This is a genomic window from Acetobacterium sp. KB-1, from assembly GCF_003260995.1.
In the GTDB taxonomy this organism is placed as follows: Bacteria; Bacillota; Clostridia; order Eubacteriales; family Eubacteriaceae; genus Acetobacterium; species Acetobacterium carbinolicum.
This window is the reverse complement of the sequence record NZ_CP030040.1, coordinates 1,758,086-1,782,486: the sequence shown is the minus strand read 5'-3', so window position 1 is coordinate 1,782,486 and position 24,401 is coordinate 1,758,086. Positions and strand designations below refer to the sequence as shown.

The 24,401-nt window shown below is 45.3% G+C and carries 18 protein-coding genes; 12 read left to right on the top strand and 6 right to left on the bottom strand.

The window, feature by feature from the left end:
- Positions 1-143: 143 nt before the first annotated feature.
- The 12 genes from DOZ58_RS08190 (at position 144) to DOZ58_RS08135 (ending at position 19,029) form a co-directional block, all read left to right on the top strand.
- The gene (locus DOZ58_RS08190; RefSeq protein WP_111887860.1) at positions 144-431 is read left to right on the top strand and encodes a thiamine-binding protein; all 288 of its coding nucleotides are present in this window, start codon (positions 144-146) and stop codon (positions 429-431) included.
- On the top strand, positions 406-1,179 hold the full coding sequence (locus DOZ58_RS08185; protein ID WP_111887859.1) for an ABC transporter permease: 774 nt from the start codon (positions 406-408) through the stop codon (positions 1,177-1,179). The genes DOZ58_RS08190 and DOZ58_RS08185 overlap by 26 nt, the downstream gene beginning before the upstream one ends.
- A complete protein-coding gene (locus DOZ58_RS08180; RefSeq protein WP_111887858.1) occupies positions 1,176-2,159 on the top strand; it encodes an ABC transporter substrate-binding protein in 984 nt (327 codons plus the stop codon). The genes DOZ58_RS08185 and DOZ58_RS08180 overlap by 4 nt, the downstream gene beginning before the upstream one ends.
- Positions 2,125-2,892 carry an ABC transporter ATP-binding protein gene (locus DOZ58_RS08175; protein ID WP_242988644.1) on the top strand — a complete coding sequence of 256 codons (768 nt, stop codon included), beginning with the start codon at positions 2,125-2,127 and terminating at the stop codon, positions 2,890-2,892. Before DOZ58_RS08180 ends, DOZ58_RS08175 begins: the two co-directional genes overlap by 35 nt.
- A gap of 323 nt (positions 2,893-3,215) precedes the next feature.
- A complete protein-coding gene (locus tag DOZ58_RS08170; RefSeq protein WP_111887856.1) occupies positions 3,216-3,518 on the top strand; it encodes a DUF6506 family protein in 303 nt (100 codons plus the stop codon).
- A gap of 48 nt (positions 3,519-3,566) precedes the next feature.
- Entirely contained in the window at positions 3,567-3,935 is a 369-nt protein-coding gene (locus DOZ58_RS08165) for a Lin0512 family protein (RefSeq protein ID WP_242988643.1), read from the top strand.
- A gap of 87 nt (positions 3,936-4,022) precedes the next feature.
- Positions 4,023-4,979, top strand: a complete 957-nt coding sequence (locus DOZ58_RS08160; protein WP_162624588.1) for a thiamine pyrophosphate-dependent dehydrogenase E1 component subunit alpha — start codon at positions 4,023-4,025, stop codon at positions 4,977-4,979.
- A complete protein-coding gene (locus DOZ58_RS08155; protein ID WP_111887854.1) occupies positions 4,976-5,947 on the top strand; it encodes an alpha-ketoacid dehydrogenase subunit beta in 972 nt (323 codons plus the stop codon). Before DOZ58_RS08160 ends, DOZ58_RS08155 begins: the two co-directional genes overlap by 4 nt.
- A 109-nt stretch (positions 5,948-6,056) precedes the next feature.
- Entirely contained in the window at positions 6,057-7,058 is a 1,002-nt protein-coding gene (locus DOZ58_RS08150; protein WP_111887853.1) for an ATP-NAD kinase family protein, read from the top strand.
- A 16-nt stretch (positions 7,059-7,074) separates the two neighbouring features.
- Entirely contained in the window at positions 7,075-8,394 is a 1,320-nt protein-coding gene (locus tag DOZ58_RS08145) for a dihydrolipoamide acetyltransferase family protein (RefSeq protein WP_111887852.1), read from the top strand.
- Positions 8,395-8,407: 13 nt separating this feature from the next.
- Positions 8,408-9,814: a dihydrolipoyl dehydrogenase gene (gene lpdA, locus DOZ58_RS08140; RefSeq protein WP_111887851.1), complete on the top strand. Its 1,407-nt coding sequence runs from the start codon at positions 8,408-8,410 to the stop codon at positions 9,812-9,814.
- A 422-nt stretch (positions 9,815-10,236) separates the two neighbouring features.
- Entirely contained in the window at positions 10,237-19,029 is an 8,793-nt protein-coding gene (locus DOZ58_RS08135; protein WP_111887850.1) for a GH36-type glycosyl hydrolase domain-containing protein, read from the top strand.
- 158 nt (positions 19,030-19,187) lie between these two features.
- Here DOZ58_RS08135 and panD read toward each other — a convergent pair whose 3' ends face one another.
- From panD to DOZ58_RS08100, 6 genes are all read right to left on the bottom strand, one after another.
- Positions 19,188-19,571 (bottom strand): aspartate 1-decarboxylase, encoded by a 384-nt coding sequence (gene panD, locus DOZ58_RS08130; RefSeq protein ID WP_111887849.1) that lies wholly within the window; start codon positions 19,569-19,571, stop codon positions 19,188-19,190.
- 10 nt (positions 19,572-19,581) lie between these two features.
- Positions 19,582-20,424: a pantoate--beta-alanine ligase gene (gene panC, locus DOZ58_RS08125; protein ID WP_111887848.1), complete on the bottom strand. Its 843-nt coding sequence runs from the start codon at positions 20,422-20,424 to the stop codon at positions 19,582-19,584.
- A gap of 3 nt (positions 20,425-20,427) precedes the next feature.
- The gene (gene panB, locus DOZ58_RS08120) at positions 20,428-21,264 is read right to left on the bottom strand and encodes a 3-methyl-2-oxobutanoate hydroxymethyltransferase (protein ID WP_111887847.1); all 837 of its coding nucleotides are present in this window, start codon (positions 21,262-21,264) and stop codon (positions 20,428-20,430) included.
- A 20-nt stretch (positions 21,265-21,284) separates the two neighbouring features.
- Positions 21,285-22,142: a Rossmann-like and DUF2520 domain-containing protein gene (locus DOZ58_RS08115; protein ID WP_111887846.1), complete on the bottom strand. Its 858-nt coding sequence runs from the start codon at positions 22,140-22,142 to the stop codon at positions 21,285-21,287.
- A gap of 489 nt (positions 22,143-22,631) precedes the next feature.
- The gene (locus DOZ58_RS08105; RefSeq protein ID WP_111887844.1) at positions 22,632-23,555 is read right to left on the bottom strand and encodes a CorA family divalent cation transporter; all 924 of its coding nucleotides are present in this window, start codon (positions 23,553-23,555) and stop codon (positions 22,632-22,634) included.
- Between the two features lie 4 nt (positions 23,556-23,559).
- Positions 23,560-24,330, bottom strand: coding sequence for an NYN domain-containing protein (locus tag DOZ58_RS08100; protein WP_111887843.1), 771 nt, complete (start codon positions 24,328-24,330; stop codon positions 23,560-23,562).
- Between the last annotated feature and the right edge of the window lie 71 nt (positions 24,331-24,401).

Sequence of the window (24,401 nt, the reverse complement as noted above, 5' to 3'; positions counted from 1 at the left end):
TAAGAAGTGACAGCAAGAATAAAACCAGTAAAGAAAAAAATGTGGTAAAATAATAATTGTTGGCACGAAAAGTGCTTATTTAAAATACAACGAATCAGATCTTTGATTCGTTGTATTTTAAATATGTCATGGAGGTGAGAATTTTGGCAAAAGTGAATCTAAGCTTACAGGTTTTACCGGTGGTACCGGATTGTGAAATTTATTATGTCGTGGACCAGGTGATTGAAATGATCAGTCAGACCGGGCTTAACTATGTCGTTGGTCCCTTTGAGACATCCATTGAAGGTGAGCTCGATGATCTTCTGGATATTGTTAAGCGGGCCCAGTCGATCTGCATCAAGCACGGTGCCGAGCGGGTGGTTTCAATCGTGAAAATTGATTACAAGGAAGAAGGCGTCACAATTGATGAGAAAGTATCAAAATATCAGTGACAAGCTTATCCCCATTATTTTTATTCTGGCCATTCTGATCTTGTGGGAGTTGGTAGTTAACCTGGGTGTCGTGGAACGCTACACCCTGCCATCACCCTCGGATATCGTCAATGCCCTGATCGTCAATGGGTCAGATATTATGATGCACACCGGGGTAACCTTTTTTGAAGGGATGACCGGTCTTCTGGCGGCTGTTTTTTTAGCACTGATTATGGCCGTTGCGATGGATCAATTTCCGATGGTAAAAAAAGCAATCTATCCGGTTTTAGTGATCTCGCAAACGGTGCCAATAATCGTTATTGCACCGCTGCTGGCGATGTGGTTTGGCTTTGGAATTGCCCCAAAAATATTTGTGGTGGTGCTGGTTTGCTTTTTCCCTATTACGGTCAACCTGATTGAAGGTCTTCAAAGTGTCGATGGAGAACTCATTAATCTGGTTCGATCCATGGGTGCCACAAAAGGGCAGATCTTTGCAAAAATAAAATTCCCCAGTGCTCTGCCCTATTTTTTCTCAGGTCTTAAAATTGCGGCTACCTATAGTATTATGGGAGCGGTCATCGGGGAATGGCTGGGCGGGAAAGCCGGGCTGGGGGTTTATATGTTAAGAGCAAGGCATGCCTTTGCACTGGACCTGGTTTTTGCGTCAATCGTGGTAATTGTAATCTTGTCGATCATATTATTTTACGGCATTGCGGGGATTCAAAGAGCCCTGATGCCCTGGGAAAAATTAAAGGAGGAAGAGGAATGAAAAGAAAATTATTACTGCTGTTATTACTGCCAATAGGAATTATTCTGATTGCTTTAACAGGGTGTACACCCAAAAGTGAAGAAAAGATTACCGTGGTTCTGGATTGGGTCCCCAATACCAATCATACCGGTTTATATGCGGCAAAGGAGTTGGGCTATTTTGAAGAAGAAGGTCTGGAAGTTGAGATTATTCAACCAAGCGAAGGTGGCAGCGCCGATTTGATTGCCGCCGGACAAGGAGAGTTTGGGGTCAGCTATCAGGAACAGGTGACCTATGCCAGAACCGCTGCTAATCCGCTGCCGATTAAAGCCATTGCGGCTGTTATCCAGCATAACACTTCCGGTTTTGCTTCGCCGGTGGATCGCAACATTCTTAGTCCTAAAGATTTCGAAGGAAAAAAATACGGCGGCTGGGGTTCCCCCATGGAAGTCGCCACCTTAAAGGGGTTGATGGAAGGGGATAACGCCGATTTTAGCAAGCTTGAAATCGTTGATATCGGCGCGATGGATTATTTCGCTGCTGTTAAAGATCATGTCGATTTTACCTGGATTTTTTATGGCTGGGCCGGGGTTTCTGCCGAGCTTAAGAATGAGCCGATTAATTTTATTAAACTTCAGGATGTCGATAAAAACCTGGATTATTATACCCCGGTGATTATTGCCAGTGAAGACTATCTAAAAAGTAATCCGGAAACAGCTAAAAAATTCTTGCGGGCAGTGACGAAAGGCTACCAGTATGCGATTGAAAATCCTGAAGCGGCAGCAGATCTATTATTGATCGACAACCCTGAAATTGATCGGGCGTTGGCGGTGTCGTCGCAGCAATATCTAGCTGGTGAGTATCAGAGTGATGCCGAAAAATGGGGTGTCATGAGTCTTGACATTTGGGAAAACTATGGGAAATGGATGAATGATCAGGGCTTGCTGGAGAACCAGTTAAAAGCCGATGAGGCCTTTACGAATGAATACCTACCAGAATAATTGTGTTCTTAAAGTTGCGGGAGTAACCAAGGAGTATAACCATAAAAATATCATCGAAGATATTCATATCGATCTCAATCAGGGTGAATTTGTCTCGGTGTTGGGTCCCAGTGGCTGTGGCAAAAGCACGCTCTTTAACGTTATTGCCGGGCTACTAAAACCAGAAGCAGGGAGGATTATTATAAACGGCAAAGAGGTTACGGGGGAAACCGGTGTGGTCAGCTACATGTACCAGAAGGATCTGCTGCTGCCTTGGCGTAACGTCATTGACAATGGCATCTTACCCCTGGAAATTCGTGGAATACCCAAAAAAGAAGCCCGCGAAAAGGTGAAAGAGATGCTGGCGGTTTTTCAACTGGAGGAAGATGGAAAAAAATATCCGATCCAATTGTCCGGCGGGATGAAACAACGGGTGTCACTGCTGCGGACCACGATGTTTTCAAAGGAAATCATGCTATTGGATGAACCCTTCGGGGGGCTGGATGCCATTACCCGGCTGAAAATGCAGGAGTATCTGCTGGAAATACTAGCAAAAATCAAGGGTTCTGTTTTATTTATTACCCATGATATCGACGAAGCCATCTTCCTGTCCGATCGGATCTATATCATTAACGGATCACCCGCCCATATCGTTGAAGAAATAGCGGTGCCGGTTAAACATGCCAGTCCCGAGGTGATGATGACCTCCCCAGAATTGCGCAAACTGCGCAGCGACATTTTAAAACGATTATAAAAATCTGCGGGCGAGCATTGCTCGCCCCAACGAACCGGGGCTGTCAGATTAAACAATCCAAACAGCATCCTTTTGTAGGGGCGGTTATTAACCGCCCGTAAGAAAAGCAGTCTCAATTTTGAGACTGCTTTTCTCATTATGAGATTCAAATTCTCATAATGAGAAAAGAAACACCGAACAATTTGCGAAAAAAATCACCTGTTCTTTCAAAAAACCGAAATTAGCACCATCTTAAGTAAACGTTTAAATAAAAGAGTGGGTCAGCATTTTTGGCACGAAAATTGCTCTATATCTAAGCAACTTGAAAACAAGGAGGTTTGTATATGGCGTTAAAGGCAGCATTTATTTTTATTGCTCCCAATGCCGATCCGGCCATTCATCGGTCGACGGTTGAAACAGAAGCAGTAACACTGATTTCGGTGGGTGTCTCATCTTACGAAGGTGCAGTTGAGACAGCAAAAAAGCTGGTGGATGAAGGGGTTGGCGCCTTTGAACTATGTGGCGGGTTTGGACATCGGGGAACGGCAATGATTAGCGAAGCCGTCAAAGGAAAAGCTGCGGTTGGTGTGGTTCGATTTGATAGCCATCCTGGTTTGGAGAATAAAAGCGGGGATGATATTTTTTAGTGAAAGATTAAGCATCTGTTAAGATGCGAAGGTGAGAAAAGGTGGGAGGTGATTCGGATTAAAAAGTTCATCATTGAATTTGGAATGGGGATGGATTTTCATGGACAGGATGTCAACAAGGCGGCAGCAAAAGCCATTAAAGACGCCATTTCCCGAAGTTGCCTGATCGGGCTCCATGAGATCCATGGATTAACGGAAGAGAATCTCAATGAAAAGATGATGATTGAGGCAATTATTGGCGTATCGCGGCCCCAGGATTTGGATCAGGAAGCGCTCAAAAAACTCTTCCCGGTGGGAACGGTAACCATTGTAGCAGAGAAAGGAGGACTAACAACTGCCGGACTTTTTTTCCCCGGTTTTGGCGATGCCAATAACACGATTGAAGCAGCGATTGTGTGTGTGACAGTGAGTGTGTAGATTACCCTTGTGATTGTAAAGATTCCCAAGTAAAGCAGATAAAAAGGAGGAATTATTTTGAAAATTTCAAACGAAACGATCATTGAAATGTATGAAAAAATGGTGAAAATCAGGAAGTTCGAAAATAGAGCCATGAATCTTTTTGCTGAAGGTCAGGTTGGTGGATTCGTTCACCTTTATATTGGTGAAGAAGCAGTCGCAACAGGTGTATGTGAAAGCTTGCGGGATGATGATTATATTACCAGCACCCATCGTGGTCACGGACATATTTTAGCCAAGGGCGGTGACATGAAATATATGATGGCGGAACTCTTTGGCAAAGAGTCCGGTTATTGCAAAGGCAAAGGTGGTTCCATGCATATTGCTGATGCAACTAAGGGCATTCTTGGAGCAAATGGGATCGTTGGTGCTGGTCATAACATTGCAACGGGTGCTGGACTCGGTATTCAGTACCGGGGAACCGATCAGGTTTGTGCTTGTTTCTTTGGTGATGCCTCGACGAACCAAAGTACCTTCCATGAAGGCTTAAATTTAGCCAGTACCTGGAAACTGCCGGTTATCTTTATTTGCGAAAACAATGGCTATGGGATTTCTGTAAGCCAGGCCAGACATCAGAATATCACCGATATCTCCCAGCGGGCTGTTTCTTATAATATTCCCGGAATTACGGTAGATGGGAATGATGTCTTTGCGGTGTTTGAAGCAGTTGCTGAAGCGGTCGCCAGAGCCCGCAAAGGGCAGGGGCCAACCCTAATTGAATGTAAAACTTACCGCTGGCGTGGTCATTTCGAAGGTGATCCGACGGTTTACCGACCAGAAGGAGAACTGGAACAATGGAAGAAGAAAGACCCAATTCCCAGAGTGGAAAAATATATCCTTGAAAATAAGGTCATGACGCAGGAAGAAATGGATAAACTCAATGAAAAAATTGACGCTTTAGTTGAAGAAGCTGTTGATTTTGCTCTGGCCAGTAAATTCCCAGATGTATCATCTGCTGTCGAAGATGTTTACACCGATATAGTAGAGGAGGGACGATCAAGATGAGAGAACTTACTTACGGTCAAGGAATCAAAGAAGGTATGCGGATAAAAATGCTGGAGAATCCGGATGTATTTATTTTCGGAGAAGATGTTGGTCTTTTTGGGGGATGTTTTGGGGTAACAGCAGGTTTGTTTGAAGAGTTTGGTGAAAAAAGAGTCCGGGACACACCCATCTCTGAAGGCGCTATTATTGGTGCTGCTGTCGGTGCTGCCGCAGTGGGGTTGCGACCAATTCCAGAGTTAATGTTTGTTGACTTTGCCACCGTTGGGATGGATCAGTTAGTAAACCAGGCCGCTAAAATGCGTTACATGTTTGGTGGAAAATTAAAACTTCCGATGGTCGTGCGTTTGCCTTCCGGCGCCGGCGTGGCAGCCGCAGCCCAGCATTCCCAATCTCTGGAAGCCTGGTTTACTCATGTGCCCGGTCTTAAGGTGGTCTATCCCTCTAATGCCCAGGACGCGATTGGTTTAATGCTCACTGCCATTGATGATGATAACCCGGTAATCTATTTGGAAAATAAAACCTTGTATGCCGTTACCGGCCAGGTAGAAGATGAAGTTAAACCGATTCCTTTGGGAAAAGCGAATATCAAACGGGAAGGAAATGACGTCACCATTATTACCTATGGTAAACAGGTGTACGATGCCTTAAAAGCCGCCGAAATGCTGGAAAAAGATGGCATTGATGTGGAAGTCATCGATTTACGCTCCCTTTATCCGCTGGATACGGAAGCAATCTTTGAATCGGTCAAGAAAACCCATAAGGTTGTGATTGTTTCCGAAGAGGCAAAACGCGGCAGTTATGCGGGAGAATTGGCAGCCATTATCGCTGACGAATGCTTCTATGAATGTGATGCACCGATTAAGCGGGTCTGCGCCCTCAATACCCCAGTACCCTTTAGCGGAATTCTGGAAGCCTACATGTTGCCAAATGCCGACGACGTCGTTCAGGCAGTTAAATCGTTGTTTTAACCAGTAACATATTAACATGGCATAAGCGCCATGGTTCTGGGAATAATGGAGTGAACAGCGATGATATTATTTCCAGAATTTTTTAAAGACAGAAAAAGGTGGTGGACTTATGAATTCAATCGGTATAATTGCTAATCCTGCCTCAGGGAAGGACATCAGACGACTGGTTGCTCATGCAACGGTTATTGATAACAATGAAAAAATAAATATTGTCGAGCGCATCATTCTCGGGGCCCAGCAAAATGGGGTGGAAAAGATATATATGATGCCAGATCCTTACAATATGGGTTATCGGGTGGAGGATAAGCTTAAAACCTCCGGCGAGCTGAAATGTGAAATTGAAGTGTTCGATTTCTTTAAAGAGGATACCGTCGAAGACACGTACAAAGCGGTCAGGTTGATGAACAAAAAAAACGCGGGTTGCATTGTTACCCTGGGGGGCGATGGCACCAATCGGGCGGTGGCCAAAGACATTGGGGATATTCCGATGATTTCGATCTCCACTGGTACGAACAATGTCTATCCGGACATGATTGAAGGAACCATTGCCGGCATTGCCGCAGCAGTGGTGGCTTCCCATAAATTTGAAAAAGAAGTCTATTCAAATAGAGACAAGATTATAGAAATTTACGCAGCGGGGCAACTTAAGGACATTGCGCTCATCGATGCGGTTATTTCCCGGGATGTCTTTGTCGGTTCCCGGGCCATTTGGAAGGTTGAAGATATTGAAAAAATATTTGTCGCCCGAAGTCATCCGGCATCGATCGGTTTTTCGTCGGTGGTCGGGGGGAAAATTATTATCACCGAAGAAGATGATTTTGGTGCCTATATCAGCATTGATAAAGATGCCCCTAAAATAAAGATTCCCATGTCAGCAGGGATTGTTTTAGCGATTGGCACCAGTACACCCGTGATTTTAAAGTTTAACGAAGACTATACTTTTACCACCTATTGCCGGGGAACCATTGCCCTGGATGGGGAACGGGAAATCGAATTTCATAAGGATCAGGCCTTTACCTTTAAAATCAGTCGGAACGGGCCATGGCATGTGGATGTTAAAAAAGCCATCGAAGTGGGCCAAAAAAACGGTTTTTTTATGGTTTTGGAATAAAAAGGAGGATTGGATTATGGCTAAGTTTTTAGTGATGCCCAAGCTCGGATTGACGATGACCGAAGGGAACATTGCCAACTGGCGAAAAGTTGAAGGTGACAGCGTGACGATGGGCGAAATTATCTTTGATGTGGAAACAGATAAAATTACCAAGGAGTTTGAATCCCCGGGAGAAGGGATAATCAGAAAGATACTGGTATCCGAGGGAACCGTGGAAGTGTTAAAACCCATTGCCATCATCGGAAAAGCCGACGAAGATATATCGGCCTTGTTGGCTGAAGCAGAAAAGGCGGTAGCCAGTCCGGTAGCCAGCGCGACAAAACCAGATGCTCCCGAACCGCCAAAGGCTGAGCAAGCCCCAGTTAAACCGGCTACCGGTGGCCGGGTTAAAGCGTCTGCCCGAACCAAGAAAATAGCGGCTGAATTAAAGATTGACATCGCCCAGGTAACCGGTACCGGTCCTCAAGGCGCCATTACTGAAAAAGATGTCAATGAATTTGCCGAAAAAGTTAAAACAGCTCAACCAAAAATTTCCCCGACGGCCGGCGTGATTGCGGCCGGTTTAGGCGTCGATCCGGGACAGATTAATAAAGATGGTCGGATTATGAAGGCCGATGTGCTGGCCTTTAAACAAAACGCCGATTTCCTTAAATATGCAGATCCTCAGGAATTTACCAAGCCGATGTCAGCGATGCGAAAAATTATTGCCAGTCGGATGTCAGCCAGTCAGGAAACAGCGGCGACGGTTAACTATAACCAGCGGGTGGATACCACCGCGATGAAACAGCTTCGAGAAGAATTAAAAAGCACCGCAAAAATAACCTATACCGATATTTTGGTGAAGATATTATCCCGAGTGCTGTTGGAGTTCCCACTTCTCAACAGTGCCATTGTTGGTACTGATATTGTCACCCGAAATTATGTAAATATTGGCGTGGCCGTGGCGCTACCGGATGGCTTGATTGTTCCAGTAGTAAAGTTTGCCAATAAATTAGATCTGGGTGCCATTTCGACCGAAATCAAGGCGCTGGCTGAAAAAGCCCGAAACAATGAACTGGAAACCGATGAAATAACCGGAGGAACCTTTACCCTTACCAATATCGGTATGTTTGGCATGGAATCCTTCACACCGATTATCAATCAGCCCGAGGTGGCGATACTGGGAATCAATACCATTATTGATACGCCGATGGTCGTTGAGGGTCAGGTGGTCATTAAACCGATGATGAATCTGAGTTTGACGGCTGATCACCGGGTGGTGGATGGTTCTGTGGCAGCCCAATTTGTTGCCCGACTTAAAGAGCTGATTGAAAAACCCGGATTGCTGCTGTTATGATGGAGGTAGAATCATGAAGATTGTCATTATTGGCGGTGGCCCGGGCGGTTATGTGGCAGCCATCCGGGCAGCTCATTTAGGCGCGGAGGTAACTCTGATTGAAAACAAGTTCTTAGGTGGAACCTGTCTCAATGTTGGCTGTATCCCCACAAAAGTGCTTTTGCATACCACCGAACTCCTGGATGTTCTGAAAAACGATGCCAAAGAACTGGGAATCACAGTTTCTGGTTATGAAGCCGACTGGAAAACACTCCAGAAAAGAAAGACAAAAATTATAAAAAAATTGGTGGGTGGCGTGAAGGCCCTGTTAAAGAACAACACCATTACCCAAATAATGGGAACCGGCGTTTTTTTAAATGATCATCAAATTAAAGTTTCTTATAATATCAATCAAGACGAAACAAGCAAAGATGAAGAAGTCATCGATTTTGACTTTGCCATTATCGCAACGGGTTCAAAACCCGTAATTCCGCCGATCCCGGGAAGTGTTCACCCCGATGTGATCACCAGTGATGCGGCCTTATCACTTGAAGCGGTTCCCGAGAGCTTGTGTATCATCGGTGGCGGCGTCATTGGTTGTGAATTTGCTACCATCTACAATGCTTTTGGTTGTAAGGTTACGATCATCGAAATGTTGCCGGACATTGTTGCCACTATGGATCGGGATATTGTTAAACCGCTAAAAGATAAATTAATCAAAGATGGCGTGGAAATTTTTACCAGAACAAAGGTCGAATCAATTAAGGAAGGTCCTGACGGCTTGGCGGTTACGACCAGTTCCCAAGCGGGAGAAAAAATTGTGACAGCTCAAAAAGTGCTGCTCTCGGTGGGCCGAAAACCAGAACTTAGTACCCTGGAACTGGAAAAGGCCGGCATAAAAACGGAGCGAGGCGCAATCAAGGTCAATCAGAAAATGCAGACGAATAAGCCGCATATTTATGCGGTGGGCGATTGCAATGGCGGGGTCATGCTTGCTCATGTGGCATCGGCCCAAGGGATATTTGCAGTAGAAACCATTGTCGGAATCCGGTCACAGATTGATTTTAAAACGATCCCCTATTGTGTTTATACCAAACCGGAACTGGCTGGCGTGGGGCTCACTGAGGCCGAGGCCAGAGAAGCGGGTTATGACGTAAAGGTCGGTAATTTCCCCATGGCCGTCAATGGCAAAGCGATGATCATTGGCGAAACGACCGGGCTGGTCAAATACGTTACGGATGCTGCTACCGGCGAAATCCTGGGACTGCACATGGCCGGTCCCCGGGCCACTGATCTGATTGTCGAAGGAGCTCTGGCGATTCGCCTGGAAGCAACGGTAGCAGAACTTAAGTCCACCATCCATGCTCACCCCACCGTTGGCGAATCGCTGATGGAAGCCGCCCACGCCGTAAACGGCGAAGCGATCCATTTAATGAGATAAGTTATTAAAGTCAGATAAGTACTGAAAGAGGCTGATCCCGCTCTGAAACGAGCGCGATCAGCTTCTTTTTTTTAAAAAAAAAGGTCAGATATGGAAAAGTTTCACATTAATTTACTTTTATTTAACTTCTTTTTATTGTTTATTTGTAATTTTAAGGTTAATAAGCGATATAAGAGGTATATACTTAAGTGTAAAGATTTTTTCCTATTATAAAAATTAGCTATGAGAGACTATTTGATAAACAGATAACGTAGTACCGACAATTGTTACATCATGTTGTTTGCATCGGAGCGAACAGGCAATCGCCTGTCCGATCCCGCAGCAAACAACAGATTAACAATTGGTCGGTACGGTAGGTTTATGACAGTGTTTGACTTTATGCTTCGTAATGGGTTTTAAATCACGAAAGGATTTGTGAATCAATGGACGTTTATTTAAGATTATTAATTGAGGGCACGGTATTGATTGGCTGTATCCTGTTTTTATTATGGATTTTTTTGATGAAATCGGGGAAATCACCCCGACTCAACATGCGCGATGCATCGCTCTCAAGTGAAGAATTAGAAGGACACGCCAAAAAAATTGCCATCGAACATGCGGTATCGGTAAAGAAAAGAGCGATTAAATCGCCAAGTGTCAGGATGAACGATAACTATAAATTCATTTTGAATGTGTATCAGGATCTGAGTGCCGATCTCCAGAAAAAGATGGCCGTACCACCGGCTTCAGAGTGGCTGCTTGATAACTTTTATATCATTGAAAAGCAGGTTAAAGGAATGCGTCGGGACTTGAAAAAATCCGATTATAACCGCTTGCCGATTCTTAAGTCGGGTCCACTCAAGGGACAAATTCGGATTTTCGCGGTGGCGGTAGAGCTTGTTGCTCATACCGACGGTCAGATCGATGAAAAAATACTGACCGATTATTTAAAGGCCTACCAGTCCCACGCCGTTCTTTTTGACCGGGAAATTGTTGCGCTGCCAATGATGCTTACCCTGGCCCTGATTGAAAACATTCGGGAACTTTGTGAAGAAATAAAAAAAACCCAGAGTCAGTGGCATAAGGCTGATAAGATTTTTACTAAATGGCTGGAAAATGATGGCGATGAACCAAAGAAAACGATCAAACTCTTCGAAGACAGCCTAAAAAGCCAGGATGAAGCCAACCCCGCTTTTGTAGAGCATTTATTCTATCGGCTGAGGCGTTCCGGTCGTAGTTATGCCGAAGTTCTACGGATCATGGATGAAAACTTAAATAAACTCGGTGCCACCACCGAAGAAATCACCCAGAAAGAACATGGGGCCCAATCCGTTAATACGATATCGATGGGCAATACCATCACCAGTCTTCATTTTTTCTCTTCCCTGGATTGGTCCGAGCTCTTTGAAACGGTTAGTATGGTCGAACAAATTTTAAAAAAGGACCCCGATGGAACCTATCCTCTGATGGATATTGCCACCCGGAGTCATTACCGGACCAAAGTGGAAGAATTGGCCCTGGGATTTGGGGTCTCAGAAATTTATCTGGCCAAAGAGGCGATCTTGTTTGCCGAAGAAGCCTTTGCGGACCGGGACCAATCTCAATTGGAAAATCCCGCCATCCAGAAAACCTGGCATGTCGGGTATTATCTGATTGGCAAGGGCCTTAAAAGCCTGGAAAACAAAGAAAAAAAGATTAACAGCTTTAGACCAAAAGCAGAAAGCATGGGCATAAAAAATCCGGGCATCCTCTATTTGGGTTCCATGGGTCTGATTACGCTGCTTTTTTTATTGGCGGCCGTCCGTTACGCGACGATTACGGCATCCTCACATCTGGTCCTGTTTTCGGTGCTGGTCATTATTGCGGTGCTGATTCCGGCATCGGAAATTGCCGTGGATGCGGTCAATTGGATTGTTTCCCATGCCTTAAAACCGGCCTTTTTCCCAAGACTTCAATTAAGAGAAGGGATTCCCAAAAGCATGAGCACGATTGTTGCAGTGCCAACTCTGCTTTCCGATCAGAAACGGGTCAAGGAATTATTGGCGGGTCTGGAAAGCCATTATCTTTCCAACCGGGAAGATAATCTCTACTTTGCCCTGGTCGGAGCATTTAGCGATGCCGACAAATCGGCGATGAAAGATGATCCCGAGATTATAAAAACCGCTCTGGCGGGTATCAATGCGCTTAATTTAAAATATGCCCCGGTGGGCAGTGATAAGTTTTATTTTTTCCACCGCGACAGTCAATATAATGAAAAAAATGATAAGTGGTTTGGATGGGAACGAAAAAGAGGGGCTTTGATGGAATTTAACGACCTGATTATGGGTGCCACCGATACCAGTTTTGTCTATGCTTCGGCAAAAAAACCGCCCTTTGACTATGTCAAATACGTAATCACCCTGGACAGCGACACCATTTTGCCAATGGGAATGGCTAAAAAAATGATTGCTACGATGGCACACCCCCTAAATCAACCGGTTATCGACAAGCAGCGCGGGGTCGTGGTCGAGGGCTATGGTTTGATGCAGCCACGAATCGAAGTGGAGAACGAAAGCTCAAATAAATCCCTTTTCTCCCGCATTTTCACTGGTCAGGAAGGAATTGATCCCTATGCCACCGCTATTTCCGATGTTTATCAGGATCTTTTTGGGGAAGGGATTTTTGTTGGCAAGGGCATTTATGATTTAGCGGTGTTCCAGACCATCATGAAGGATGCCATTCCCGACAATACCATTCTTAGTCATGATTTACTGGAGGGTTCATATGTGCGAACGGGCCTGGTTACCGATCTCAAGCTGGTCGATTCCTACCCGTCAAAATACAATTCTTTTTCGGCCCGGCTGCACCGTTGGGTTCGCGGGGACTGGCAATTGGTACCAATTCTATTTCGTAAAATTTTTGACCGCCGTCACGATAAAATATTCAACCCCCTATCGCGACTGTCGAAGTGGAAAATGTTTGATAATTTAAGAAGAAGTCTGGTACCACCAGCATTGATGCTACTCGTCTTTTTGAGCTTTTCAATTCTCCCGGGAAGTATTTTTTTCTGGTTTGGCTTTTTCCTGCTACCGCAGATCTTTTCGCTGGTGATGGGGATCATTGGTTATCTTGTATCGGCCCGATTTGGCAACGACCGGATCAAGCGGTATATGCCGGTGATGTTCGGTCTCAAAGCGGTATTGATGCAGTTCTTACTGGTATTAATCTTTTTGCCCTATCAGGCCTGGCTGATGAGCCATGCCATTATGGTAACCCTGACACGGGTTTTTATTACCCGAAAAAACCTGCTGGAATGGGTAACGGCTGATGATACCGAAAAATTTCAGAAAAATTCACTGATCAGTTATGTTTTTACCATGAAGGCGGCGCTGCTACAGGCACCGATACCTGTCATTCTGGCCCTCTTTTTTAAACCGGAAGCACTGCTGCTTAGTCTGTTTTTCTTTGCCATTTGGGTTGTCAGTCCTGTTATAGCCTGGTTTATCAGTAGGGATCACCAGCAAAAGGTGCTTACACTGTCGGAGCCTGAGTCTTCTGAACTGGGCCGGATCACCCGCAAAACCTGGCGCTATTTTGAGGATTTCTCGAATGCTAAAAGTCATTATCTGATTCCTGACAATTATCAGGCTGACCCACCTAGAGGTATTGCCCAGCGAACATCACCGACCAACATTGGTCTGGGTCTGCTGGCACCACTGACAGCCAGAGACTTTGGCTATATCGGAACCGGGCAAATGATGGCGCTGATTGATAAAACCGTTGATACCATTGAAGGGCTGGAAAAATGGCAGGGTCATTTACTTAACTGGTATGATACCCTAACCCTAAAACCCCTGCGTCCGGCCTATATTTCAACGGTCGATAGCGGAAATTTTCTTTGTTACCTGGTTACCCTGAAACAGGGGCTTTTGGACTACCTTAAAAGTCCTCTGATTGATTCACGGTTTTTAAGTGGAATCCGGGATACCCTTCATTGCGTTGGAAAAACCGATTATGCTGTCGATGGGAAAATCCCTATGAGAGACAACGTAGAGACAGCGGTGGATTTAAAAAAATGGCATCATACGCTAGAGACCCTGATCAAGGCCGACGCCATGGCAGAACTGGATGAAGGTGTCTGGAAAACAAAAATCGTTGCGATGATCACCCTGTTCAACACCGAAATGACAACCTTCCTGCCGGGCATCGGGTTGCTTAATAAAATGCCGGAGCGTTTGATGGATATGGCTGCGGCCAAAAAAGAAGCAGCAAGTGATGCGGTGTTTGAGGATCTTAAAAATTTCAAAATCCGCTTAACCGATAATGCCGACCTGATTGATTTGCCAAAGCATCATCAGCAAACCGTTGCCATGGTCAACCGCTTGCTAGAAGCTGTTAAAAAATGGGACCAGGACGATTACCGTGAGGAACTAGCCTGGCTGGAAGAAACAAAGATCGCCCTCAGTGCTGCTGCGACAGCAAGTCAGGACTTTGTGGATCAGTATACCAACTTACTCAGACGGATCGATGCTCTCGTCGATGCGATGGAATTTCTACCACTGTATGACAAGAAAAAGGAATTGTTCAGTATCGGGTTTAATCTGGAAGACAATAAGCTGACCAATTCATTTTATGACCTGTTGGCCTCAGAGGCCCGTCAAACCAGCTATATCTGTATTGCCAAAGGCAAGATTCCGGCCTCACACTGGTTTAAACTGGGACGGGCACTAACGAATGTGGACCATTACAAAGGCTTGATTTCCTGGACAGGCACCATGTTTGAATATTTAATGCCCCTTTTGATTATGAAAAGCTATCAGAACACCTTGCTGGACGAAACCTATTCTTTTGTAATAAAAAGTCAGATGAAATACGGCGATCAGCGGGAAATGCCTTGGGGCACATCCGAATCCGGCTACCATGCGATGGATAAACACCACGATTATAAATACAAGGCCATCGGAGTTCCCTGGTTGGGGCTTAAACGGGGCTTAATTGATGATGCTGTGACTGCGCCCTATGCCACTTTCCTGGCATTGATGGTTAACCCGGAAGCAGCAATTAAAAATATTAGAAGGCTAAAGGCCGATGGTCTGGAAGGACCCTATGGTTTTTATGAAGCTGCTGATTATACCCCGGAACGACTGGGTTTTGAAACAAAGCGGGCATTAGTAAAAAGTTTTATGGCTCACCATCAGGGAATGAGTTTAATGGCACTCAACAATTGCGTCAATCACAATATCATGCAAACCCGTTTTCATAATGACCCGGAAATCCATGCCGCCAGATTGCTGCTTCAGGAAAAAGTCTCTTCTGATCTGATCTTTACCAAGGGAACAAAGGAAAAACTGGTGCCCTACAAGGGCAAGATCGCCAAAGAGATAAGTGCCGTGCGACGCTTTACAAAACCAAATACCATTCTACCCAAAGCCCATATTCTTTCTAACGGCAATTATTCGGTGATGATTACCGAGCGGGGAACTGGTTATAGTAAAAGCAAAATGGCAGCGGTAACAAGATGGCGCGAAGACAGCACCCTGGATCAATATGGCACGTTTTTCTATTTAAAAAATGTCGAGAGTAAAGCCGTCTGGTCGGCGGCCTATGGCCCGCTTAATCAAAAGCCTGATCAATATGAGGTCGTTTTTACTGCCGATAAAGCCACCTTCAAGCGTACTGATGGTGATATTGAGACGAAAACTGAGGTGGTTGTAGCCTCTGGTGATAACGTCGAAATCAGACGAATCACCCTGAAAAATAACGGCAAAAAAGCCTGTACCCTGGAATTGACCAGCTATTTTGAACTGGTTATGGCAACCCAGGCCGGAGATATTGCCCACCCGGCTTTTGGTAATCTCTTTATTAAAACAGAAATAGAGCATCATAGAAAATGCCTCATTGCCACCCGACGGCCCCGATCAGACAGTGATAAAAGCGTGTGGCTGGCCAATGCCATTGTGACCAACAGTAATCTAGAGGGCGAGATCCAGTACGAGACTGATCGGATGCAGTTTATCGGCCGGGGCAACAACTCCCAAAATCCGGTGGTCATCAATCAGGACAGACCTCTGTCGAGCACCAGTGGACCGGTGCTCGATCCGGTCATGAGTACCCGGATCAAGGTGACCATCGAGGCCGGAAAAACCGCCTCATTTTCGTTTGTCACGGCCTTTTGTGAAAGCAAAGAATCGATTCTTAACCTGATTGATAAATATCATACTCCCAGTGCGATCGAAGGTGCTTTCAAATTGGCCTTAACAAGGAGTCAGGTGGAAACCCGATATCTCAATTTAGATACTGACGAGTCCGAACTTTATCAGGATATGATCTCTCATCTTGTTTTTTTAAGCCCGACAAAGATGATGAATCAGGAAATAATCCTTAAAAATACCCAGGGTCAGTCGGCCTTGTGGAAATATGGCATTTCCGGAGACAATCCCATTGTAGTGATCGATTTATCTAACATCGACCAGGTCAAGTTATTGGTTGAAGTTTTAAAGGCGCATGAATACTGGCGTCTGATGGGCTTAAATGTGGATCTGGTGATCTTAAGTGAAGAGGAATACTCTTACTCACTGCCCTTATATGCCCTGATTTCTGACATGGTCTTATCCAAACAAACCCACGAAATGCTAAAAACTAGTGAGGATCTCTTTATTCTGGAAAAAAATAAAATAGCAGCGACCGACATACCTCTGCTCTATGCTGTTGCCCGGGTTATTTTAAAAGGCGGTATGGGAACGCTCCGGGAACAAATTGAATGCGTTTATCAATCCGTCGCGGCTAAACTGATTCCTGAAAAAATCGTGGCAAGCAGCAAGCCGATTAATTACTCGGTGTCACAAACTGATGAACCGGAACGTTTATATAATAATGGCATTGGCGGCTTTAAAAAGGACGGCAGTGAGTATATCATCCATCTGAAAAATGGTGAAAATACCCCGGCACCGTGGGTGAATGTGATCGCTAACCAAAGCTTTGGCTTTATGGTTTCTGAATCTGGCTCCGGTTATGCCTGGTATCAAAACAGCCGGGAAAACAAACTCACCCCCTGGTCAAATGATGTTGTCTCCGATCCCCCGGGAGAAGTGGTTTATCTGGGCGATGGCGACACTGGAGAAATCTGGACCATCACCCCACTACCGATTCGGGAAGCGGAAGATTATACCATTAAGCATGGCTTTGGCTATACTAATGTTGAACACGCCAGTCATGGTATCAAACAACGGATGATTCAGTTTGTTCCAACAACAGATGCGGTAAAAATAAGTCTGATTAATTTAAAAAATGAATCGAATCAGGAACGACATATAACCCTGACTTACTATATCAGGCCCGTACTGGGAGTCAGTGATCAGGCGACAGCCCTGCACATCAATACCGAGCAGGATAATTCCGGCGCCCTATTAATAAGAAATCCCTATAATGAAAGCTTTCCGGGCGAAGTACTGTTGCTTGATGCATCAATCGCTAAACGATCGGTGACCAGTGATCGTAAAGCCTTTTTGGGTAATGGGAATATGTCCCGACCAGAAGGTCTGGCCAATATAAGTCTTGACGGGGTTTTAGGTGCCGGCTTTGATCCCTGCGGGGCCATTCAGGTGAAAATTACCCTGGGACCTAATGAGCGGAAGGATGTTGCCTTCCTGATGGGAATCGGAAACAATCAAAGTGAGGTAGAGGTACTGAGCCAGAAGTATCGTGAGTTGCGAAATGTTCAGGAGGCGCTAAACGAAGTCATCGGTTTCTGGAAAAGCAAGTTAGGAATAATAAAGGTGGAAACACCAATAGCTTCGATCAATCTGATGTTGGATGGATGGCTTCAGTATCAGGTTATTTCCTGCCGATTGTGGGGAAGATCAGGGTTTTATCAGGCTGGTGGCGCATTCGGGTTTAGAGATCAACTCCAGGATGCCTTATCCATTGCTAATTTATGGCCGGAAATTACCCGGGCTCAAATCCTGCTCCATGCCAGTCATCAGTACGTTCAGGGCGATGTTCAGCATTGGTGGCATGAGCCCCTGGGTTTGGGAACCCGGACCCATTTTTCGGATGATCGATTATGGCTGCCTTATGTCACCGCCGAGTACATCCGCATCACCGGCGATCACCAAATTTTAGAAGAAGATGTGAATTTTATCGAAGAGCCGGAACTAGGTGAATTTGAAGATGAAAAATGCGGTGTTCCCTGGAAAATTAAAACCACAGCTTCTTTGTATGAACATTGTCTGCGGGCCCTTGAAATTTCCCTGAAATTTGGAGAACATGGACTGCCGCTGATGGGCTCCGGGGACTGGAATGACGGAATGAACACCGTTGGTAATAAGGGCCAAGGTGAAAGTGTCTGGTTAGGCTGGTTCCTGATTGCCAATCTGGACCTGTTTATGCCTATTTGTAAAGAAAAGGGCGACCTGGAACTGGCCCAAAAATATGAAAGTGTTAAAGAGAAAATGATGGCGGCCATTGAAAAAACAGCCTGGGATGGGAGCTGGTATCGCCGGGCTTATTTCGACAATGGCGATGTATTGGGGTCGGCTGGGAACAGTGAGTGTAAAATCGACTCCATTGCTCAAAGCTGGTCGGTTATTTCCGGAGCCGGAGAAGCCGGACGGTCCCTTACTGCGATGAAGTCACTGGATGATTACCTGGTTAGCCGTGAAGACGGCCTGATTAAGCTGCTGACACCGCCTTTTGATCAGTCTGAACTGGAACCCGGATACATCAAGGGCTATATTCCGGGAGTTCGTGAAAATGGCGGACAATACACTCATGCAGCGGCCTGGGCCATCATTGCCTTTGCCAAACTGGGCGATGGCGATAAAGCCTGGGAGCTGTTTGAACTGATTAACCCGATTAATCACACCACCAACATGCGGGACTATACCCGTTATAAGGTAGAGCCCTACGTGGTGGCAGCCGATGTCTATTCCACTTATCCACATACCGGTCGAGGCGGTTGGACCTGGTATACCGGTGCGGCCGGTTGGATGTATCGGGCGGGTCTTGAATACATTCTGGGTTTCCAGAAAAATGGTGAGACCATTGTTATGGACCCTTGTATTCCCAGAACATTGAAAGAATATCAAATTTGCTATCGCTACCAGGAAACAAACTATCACATAAACGTAAAAAATCCAGATGCGGTCAATAAAGGCGTTAAAATCATCTCAGTAGATGGAATCGTCTCTACCAGAAATGTTATCAACCTGGTCAATGATAAAATAAATCATGAGGTTGACGTGTTAATGGGATTATAAACTCCGGCGTTACGGAATAAACTTAAAGCGAGGTATGAAAAATAATAGCTCGCTCAGACTGTCAAAAAAAGATAACCCAGTACCGACAACAAAGCCAGGTATGATTAATCATACCTGGCTTTGTTGTCGAAACTTTATTAAGAATGAATGTTTGAGAACTAATGACTCTGGCCATGAACCTCATGATCCTTAAGTGCGGTCACATGATTGTCATCATCCAGAATTAGAACCCGAGGTTTAAAGTTGAGCGCTTCTTTCCGGTCCATCATCGCATAGGCGATGATGATCACCTTATCGCCCTTATGAACCAGTCGCGCCGCAGCGCCATTGACACAAATAATACCGCTGCTCCGTTTACCCACAATTGTATAGGTTTCAAAGCGTTCACCGTTATTGACATTGACCACCTGAACCTTTTCACCGGGAAGAATATCGGCCTGTTCCAGCAGCTTTGCATCGATGGTGATGCTACCGACATAATTGAGGTCAGCCTCAGTGACTGTTGCCCGATGGAGTTTTGACTTAAATAGGGTGATATACATAAATTACCTCTTAATCTAAAATGATATTATCAAGCAGCCGGGTTTTCTCAAAGCGAACCGCCACGGCTGCCAGGGTTGGTGATGTGATGGTCTCAATGTTTGCCAGGGTTTCAAAGTCCAGGATTTCAACATAATCAATATGAGTAAGGGGCATCGAATTGATGTGGTTGACAATAACTGCGGTTAAAACTTTGACTGAGCGTTCGCCAGCTTGATAAAGGGCCTTAGCCGCAGCCAGCGATTGACTGAGAACCAGAGCCTGTTTTCGTTCCTCCGGATGTAGCAGCACATTTCGGGAACTCATCGCCAAACCATCCGCTTCACGGACAATCGGACAGACCGCAATCTGGACAGGCAGATGTAAATCCCGAACCATTTTTTTTATCACTGCCACCTGTTGGGCATCCTTCTGGCCAAAGTAAGCGATGTTGGGGTTGATGAGGTTAAAAAGGATCGTCACCACGGTCGTCACGCCTTTAAAATGAGTCGGTCGGGACTGACCGCAGAGTTTTTTGGTGATCTCACCCTCGACTTCCACAAAGGTGGAAGCGCCCGCCGGGTAGATCTCGGCCGGATCAGGAAAAAACAATAGATCGGTTCCGGCGGCTTCGGCAAGACGGGAATCTCTTAAAAAATCGCGGGGGTAGGCATCCAGATCTTCGCCCGGGGCAAACTGGGTGGGGTTGACAAAGATACTCAAGACAGTTACGTCATTATGTGCATGCGCGGCTTTGATTAGCGAAAGATGGCCGTCGTGAAGATAGCCCATGGTCGGGACAAAACCGATCGTTTTATCGCCACCAATAGCTTCAAGATAAGTCTTTAGTTCCGTTATTGTTTTGGCAATCTTCATGGTTTATTGCTGCAATTCATTGATGATGTCATCATCAATAGTGAAGGTATGCTTTGCTTCCGGGAACTGAGTCGTCTTTACCTCGGTGACATAGCTCTTGACAGCCTCTTGAATGGTCGCATTCAGTGCCGCATAGCGCTTGGAAAACTTCGGCGATTGACCAGAGTACATCCCCAGTAGATCATGAATTACCAGCACTTGACCGTCGCAGTAGCGACCGGCACCGATGCCGATCGTGGGAACGGATATTTTTTTAGTAATCAGGGACGCCAATTTTTCCGGAATCCCTTCCAGGACAATCGCAAAAACGCCCGCTGCTTCCAGTGCCAGAGCATCATCAATGACTTTTTGAGCCTTTGTAATATCCTTGCCCTGAACCTTAAATCCGCCGAACATGTTAACTGACTGGGGCGTCAGACCGATGTGTCCCATGACCGGAATCTGAGCCTTAACAATGGCCTTGACATTGTCAACCTGATCGATACCGCCTTCAAGTTTGACGGCGTGAGCCTTACCTTCCTGAATCAACCGGCCGGCATTGCGAACGGCGTCTTCAACCGAAATGTGATAGGATAAAAAGGGCATATCGCCGACAATCAGGGCGTTTTCGGCACCCCGGGCAACGGCTTTGCAATGGTACACCATGTCGTTCATGGTCACTTCCAGGGTCGATTCATAGCCCTGAACCACCATGCCCAGAGAATCGCCCACCAGAATCGCATCAATGCCGGCATCGTTGACGATTTTGGCCATTGAATAATCATAGGCCGTTAGCATCGTGATTTTTTCCTGATTTGCTTTGGCTTGTAAAAAAGAGCTGACAGTAAATTTACTTTTCATTAGTTACTTCCTTTATTTTTTTATTTTAGTCGATTTTTCAAATGATCATAGGTGTTACCATCAATCCGTTTGTCCTTGATCATCTCAATGGTCGCTAAACCCATGGTCTGGTAGAGCGTCAGAAATTCCGGGGTTTGCGTCTTAATCGCTTCGGTGTGTTTGGCGATGGTGTTTTCATCGCCCCGAACCAGAGGGCCGGTGAGGGCATTGACCGTTCCAGATTTTTCGATGTTTTCCAGCGTAGCGGTGATCAGCGGCATAAAGGCTCGGGTGATTTCGTCGTCGGCAATTCCGGTGCTTTTTAGCAGTAAAAAACCCGAATCAATCAGGGTCACCAGATAGTTGGAGAGGATACAGGCAGCGGCATGGTAGAGCACCTTATCGCCCTTGTCAATCACGGAATAGGGATTGACGGTGAGCTTAAGGATTTTTTGTACAGCGGCCAGACCCTTGTCATTGCCTTCGAGGGTAAAAACCGTTTGCTTTAAATTTTGAGACGCCGTGAGAGGATCAGAAAAACTCATGATCGGATGAAGTGAACACAAACCGCACCCTGAAGCTGAAAGCGGATCAAAAAGATCGGTGGACAGAGCGCCGCTGGTATGGACAAGAGTATGACGCTCGGTTAAGCAGGCAGCTTGGACGAGTTGATTGATAACCGCAGGAATCTGATCATCGCCAGTGGTGATAAAAATCACTTCACTTGCGGTTATAAGGCTGGGAAGGTTGAAAAAAATAGCGGAGTCAGTCGCTTTGGCCGCGCATTGAGAGGAGGTCTCACTGCGGCTTAGGTAACCCGATAGGGTCAGACTATTTTGTGTAAAAAAAATACCCATGGCGGTGCCGACTTTACCGGCACCAATAAATCCGATTTTCATGCGTTTCACCTGTTAGTAGTATTTGGCTATGACCGCAAAGAGCAGAGAAACACATGACACGCAAACCTGTGGCTGTTGAAAATTCGGGTTGTCGGTACTCGGGTTGACAAAACCGGAAGGCAGCAGTTTAAATTTGCGCAAAGAAAAAAGGTCCTCTGCGCTGAAAATAAACAACTGCAAAAAGACCTATCATTACATTATAAAATGCAAAAAAGTATCGCTTTATTCAGTCTCTATCACCAGGGATTAGAGCAGGTTTTTTAATTTTTAATTTAGTTTTTATGCGTTATTCATGTGCAGCTCTTAATGATGCCACCATGGGGGTATGATACAACATGCCGAATAATAATGCAAGCGTTTTTTTTGACAAAGCTACCGGGCTAGAATCCTGGATATCAGTTTAGCAGATCCCGATTTTCTTAACAGCCGTCTTTCAAGATCCTGAATTATTTGGGGGAAGAGTAAATTGGCTAAAAAAAACAAGTGGTTCTAAAACCACTTGTTTTTTTTGAAATACAACAGTGTACCCATCACCACGACAACACATAAAACAATCACGAAAGGATAACCGTATTCCCAATGAAACTCCGGCATCATGATGTTCATGCCGTACCAGCCGACAATTAGCGTCAAGGGCAGAAAAATGGAAGTAACCACAGTGAAAATTTTCATGACTTTATTTAAGTTAATGTCCAACTGGGCCTGGTAGGCTTCCCGGACTTGGGTACCATAATCCCGGAGGTTCAACACATTAGTAAAGAGCCGATTGACCCGATTAGTGAGAATTTTAAAATAGCGCAGTTCCTTTTTATCAATCAGGTTATTTTCATTTTCTTCGATGGCTTCGGATATTTCAACGAGCTGTTCATAATACTGCTTAAGGTTGAGAAGTCGCTTCCGGAAGGTAACAAGATAATCAACCAGATCATCTTTAATAGAGACAATAAATTCCTCCTCTAGACTGGTAATCTCCTCTTCAATGGATACCAGTACCTCGCGATCATCAATCGTGATTTTATCAAAAAACAAATGAAAAAATTTACCCAGGCTCTGAATCTTAATCCCCTCGGTTTGGCTGGTGACGACAATGTCATTAATAAAATCAATTCGATCGGATACAAAAACCAGTAAATCCAATCGGAAGTAAATACCAATACGTTTTGGCTTATAATCTTGAGCGATGGTCATAGGAAGGTTCAGCGTAATAAAATCGTAGCCGTCGTAGCTATCAAGCTTTGATGATCGATTATTCAGGCATTCATCAACAAGTCGGTCGCTGATTCCCAGGCGGCCGCTGACTGCCGGAAGTGACTGGAAGTCAAGCAGACAGAGATGGATCAGGTGATTCTTTTTGTCGATCTGCTCAAGGGATGCCGATGTAAAGGTAGCGTTTTCAAGAAGATAGACCAGCATCAGACTACCTTTGCTTCGCTTTGTTTCGAACGACGTAATGGGAATTCTGGTTTTTGCTGGTTCGGCGGGCTTCGATTTCGAATTGATGCAAGGATAAAATTAGCGGGCGCAGTTTTGAGTGGCCATAATTCCGGGTGTCAAAATCTGGATAGCGGTTATTAAGTCGGGACCCAACCTCCCCCAGATTTGCCCAACCATCTTCATCGGAACTTTCGGTGATGATGGTTTTAAGTGACTGAATGAGTTCCTTTTTATTGGCCATGCCTTCTTTATGAGTACTTAGTTTACCGTTGGGAATGCTTTCAGATTGTTCCGCCTCGGCAGCGGTGGTGTCGGGATCACTGGCTAGAACTTCCAGATATTTAAATTTTTCACAGGCTGAGATAAAGGGGGTGGGCGTTTTCTTTTCGCCCATTCCCACTACGTACATACCCGCTTCCCGGAGTCGGGTCGCCAGCCGGGTAAAGTCACTGTCGCTGGAGACAATGCAGAATCCATCCACGTTATTGGAATAAAGAATATCCATGGCGTCAATGATTAAAGCTGCATCGGTAGCGTTTTTTCCGGTGGTGTAACTATATTGTTGAATGGGGGTAATAGAGTAGTTTAGTAATACTGTTTTCCAGGACCCCAGTTGAGGTTTGGTCCAGTCACCGTAGATGCGCTTAAAGGTGGGCATGCCAAGGTTGGAGATTTCATCAAAAATATACTTGATATATTTATCCGATACATTATCTGCGTCAATTAAGACCGCAATTTTCATATCATTTTTCATGGGTCACCCTTCTATTTCTATCATCGATTCGTTTTTTGAGTTACTTATTACTACCAGTATAATAGAAATCG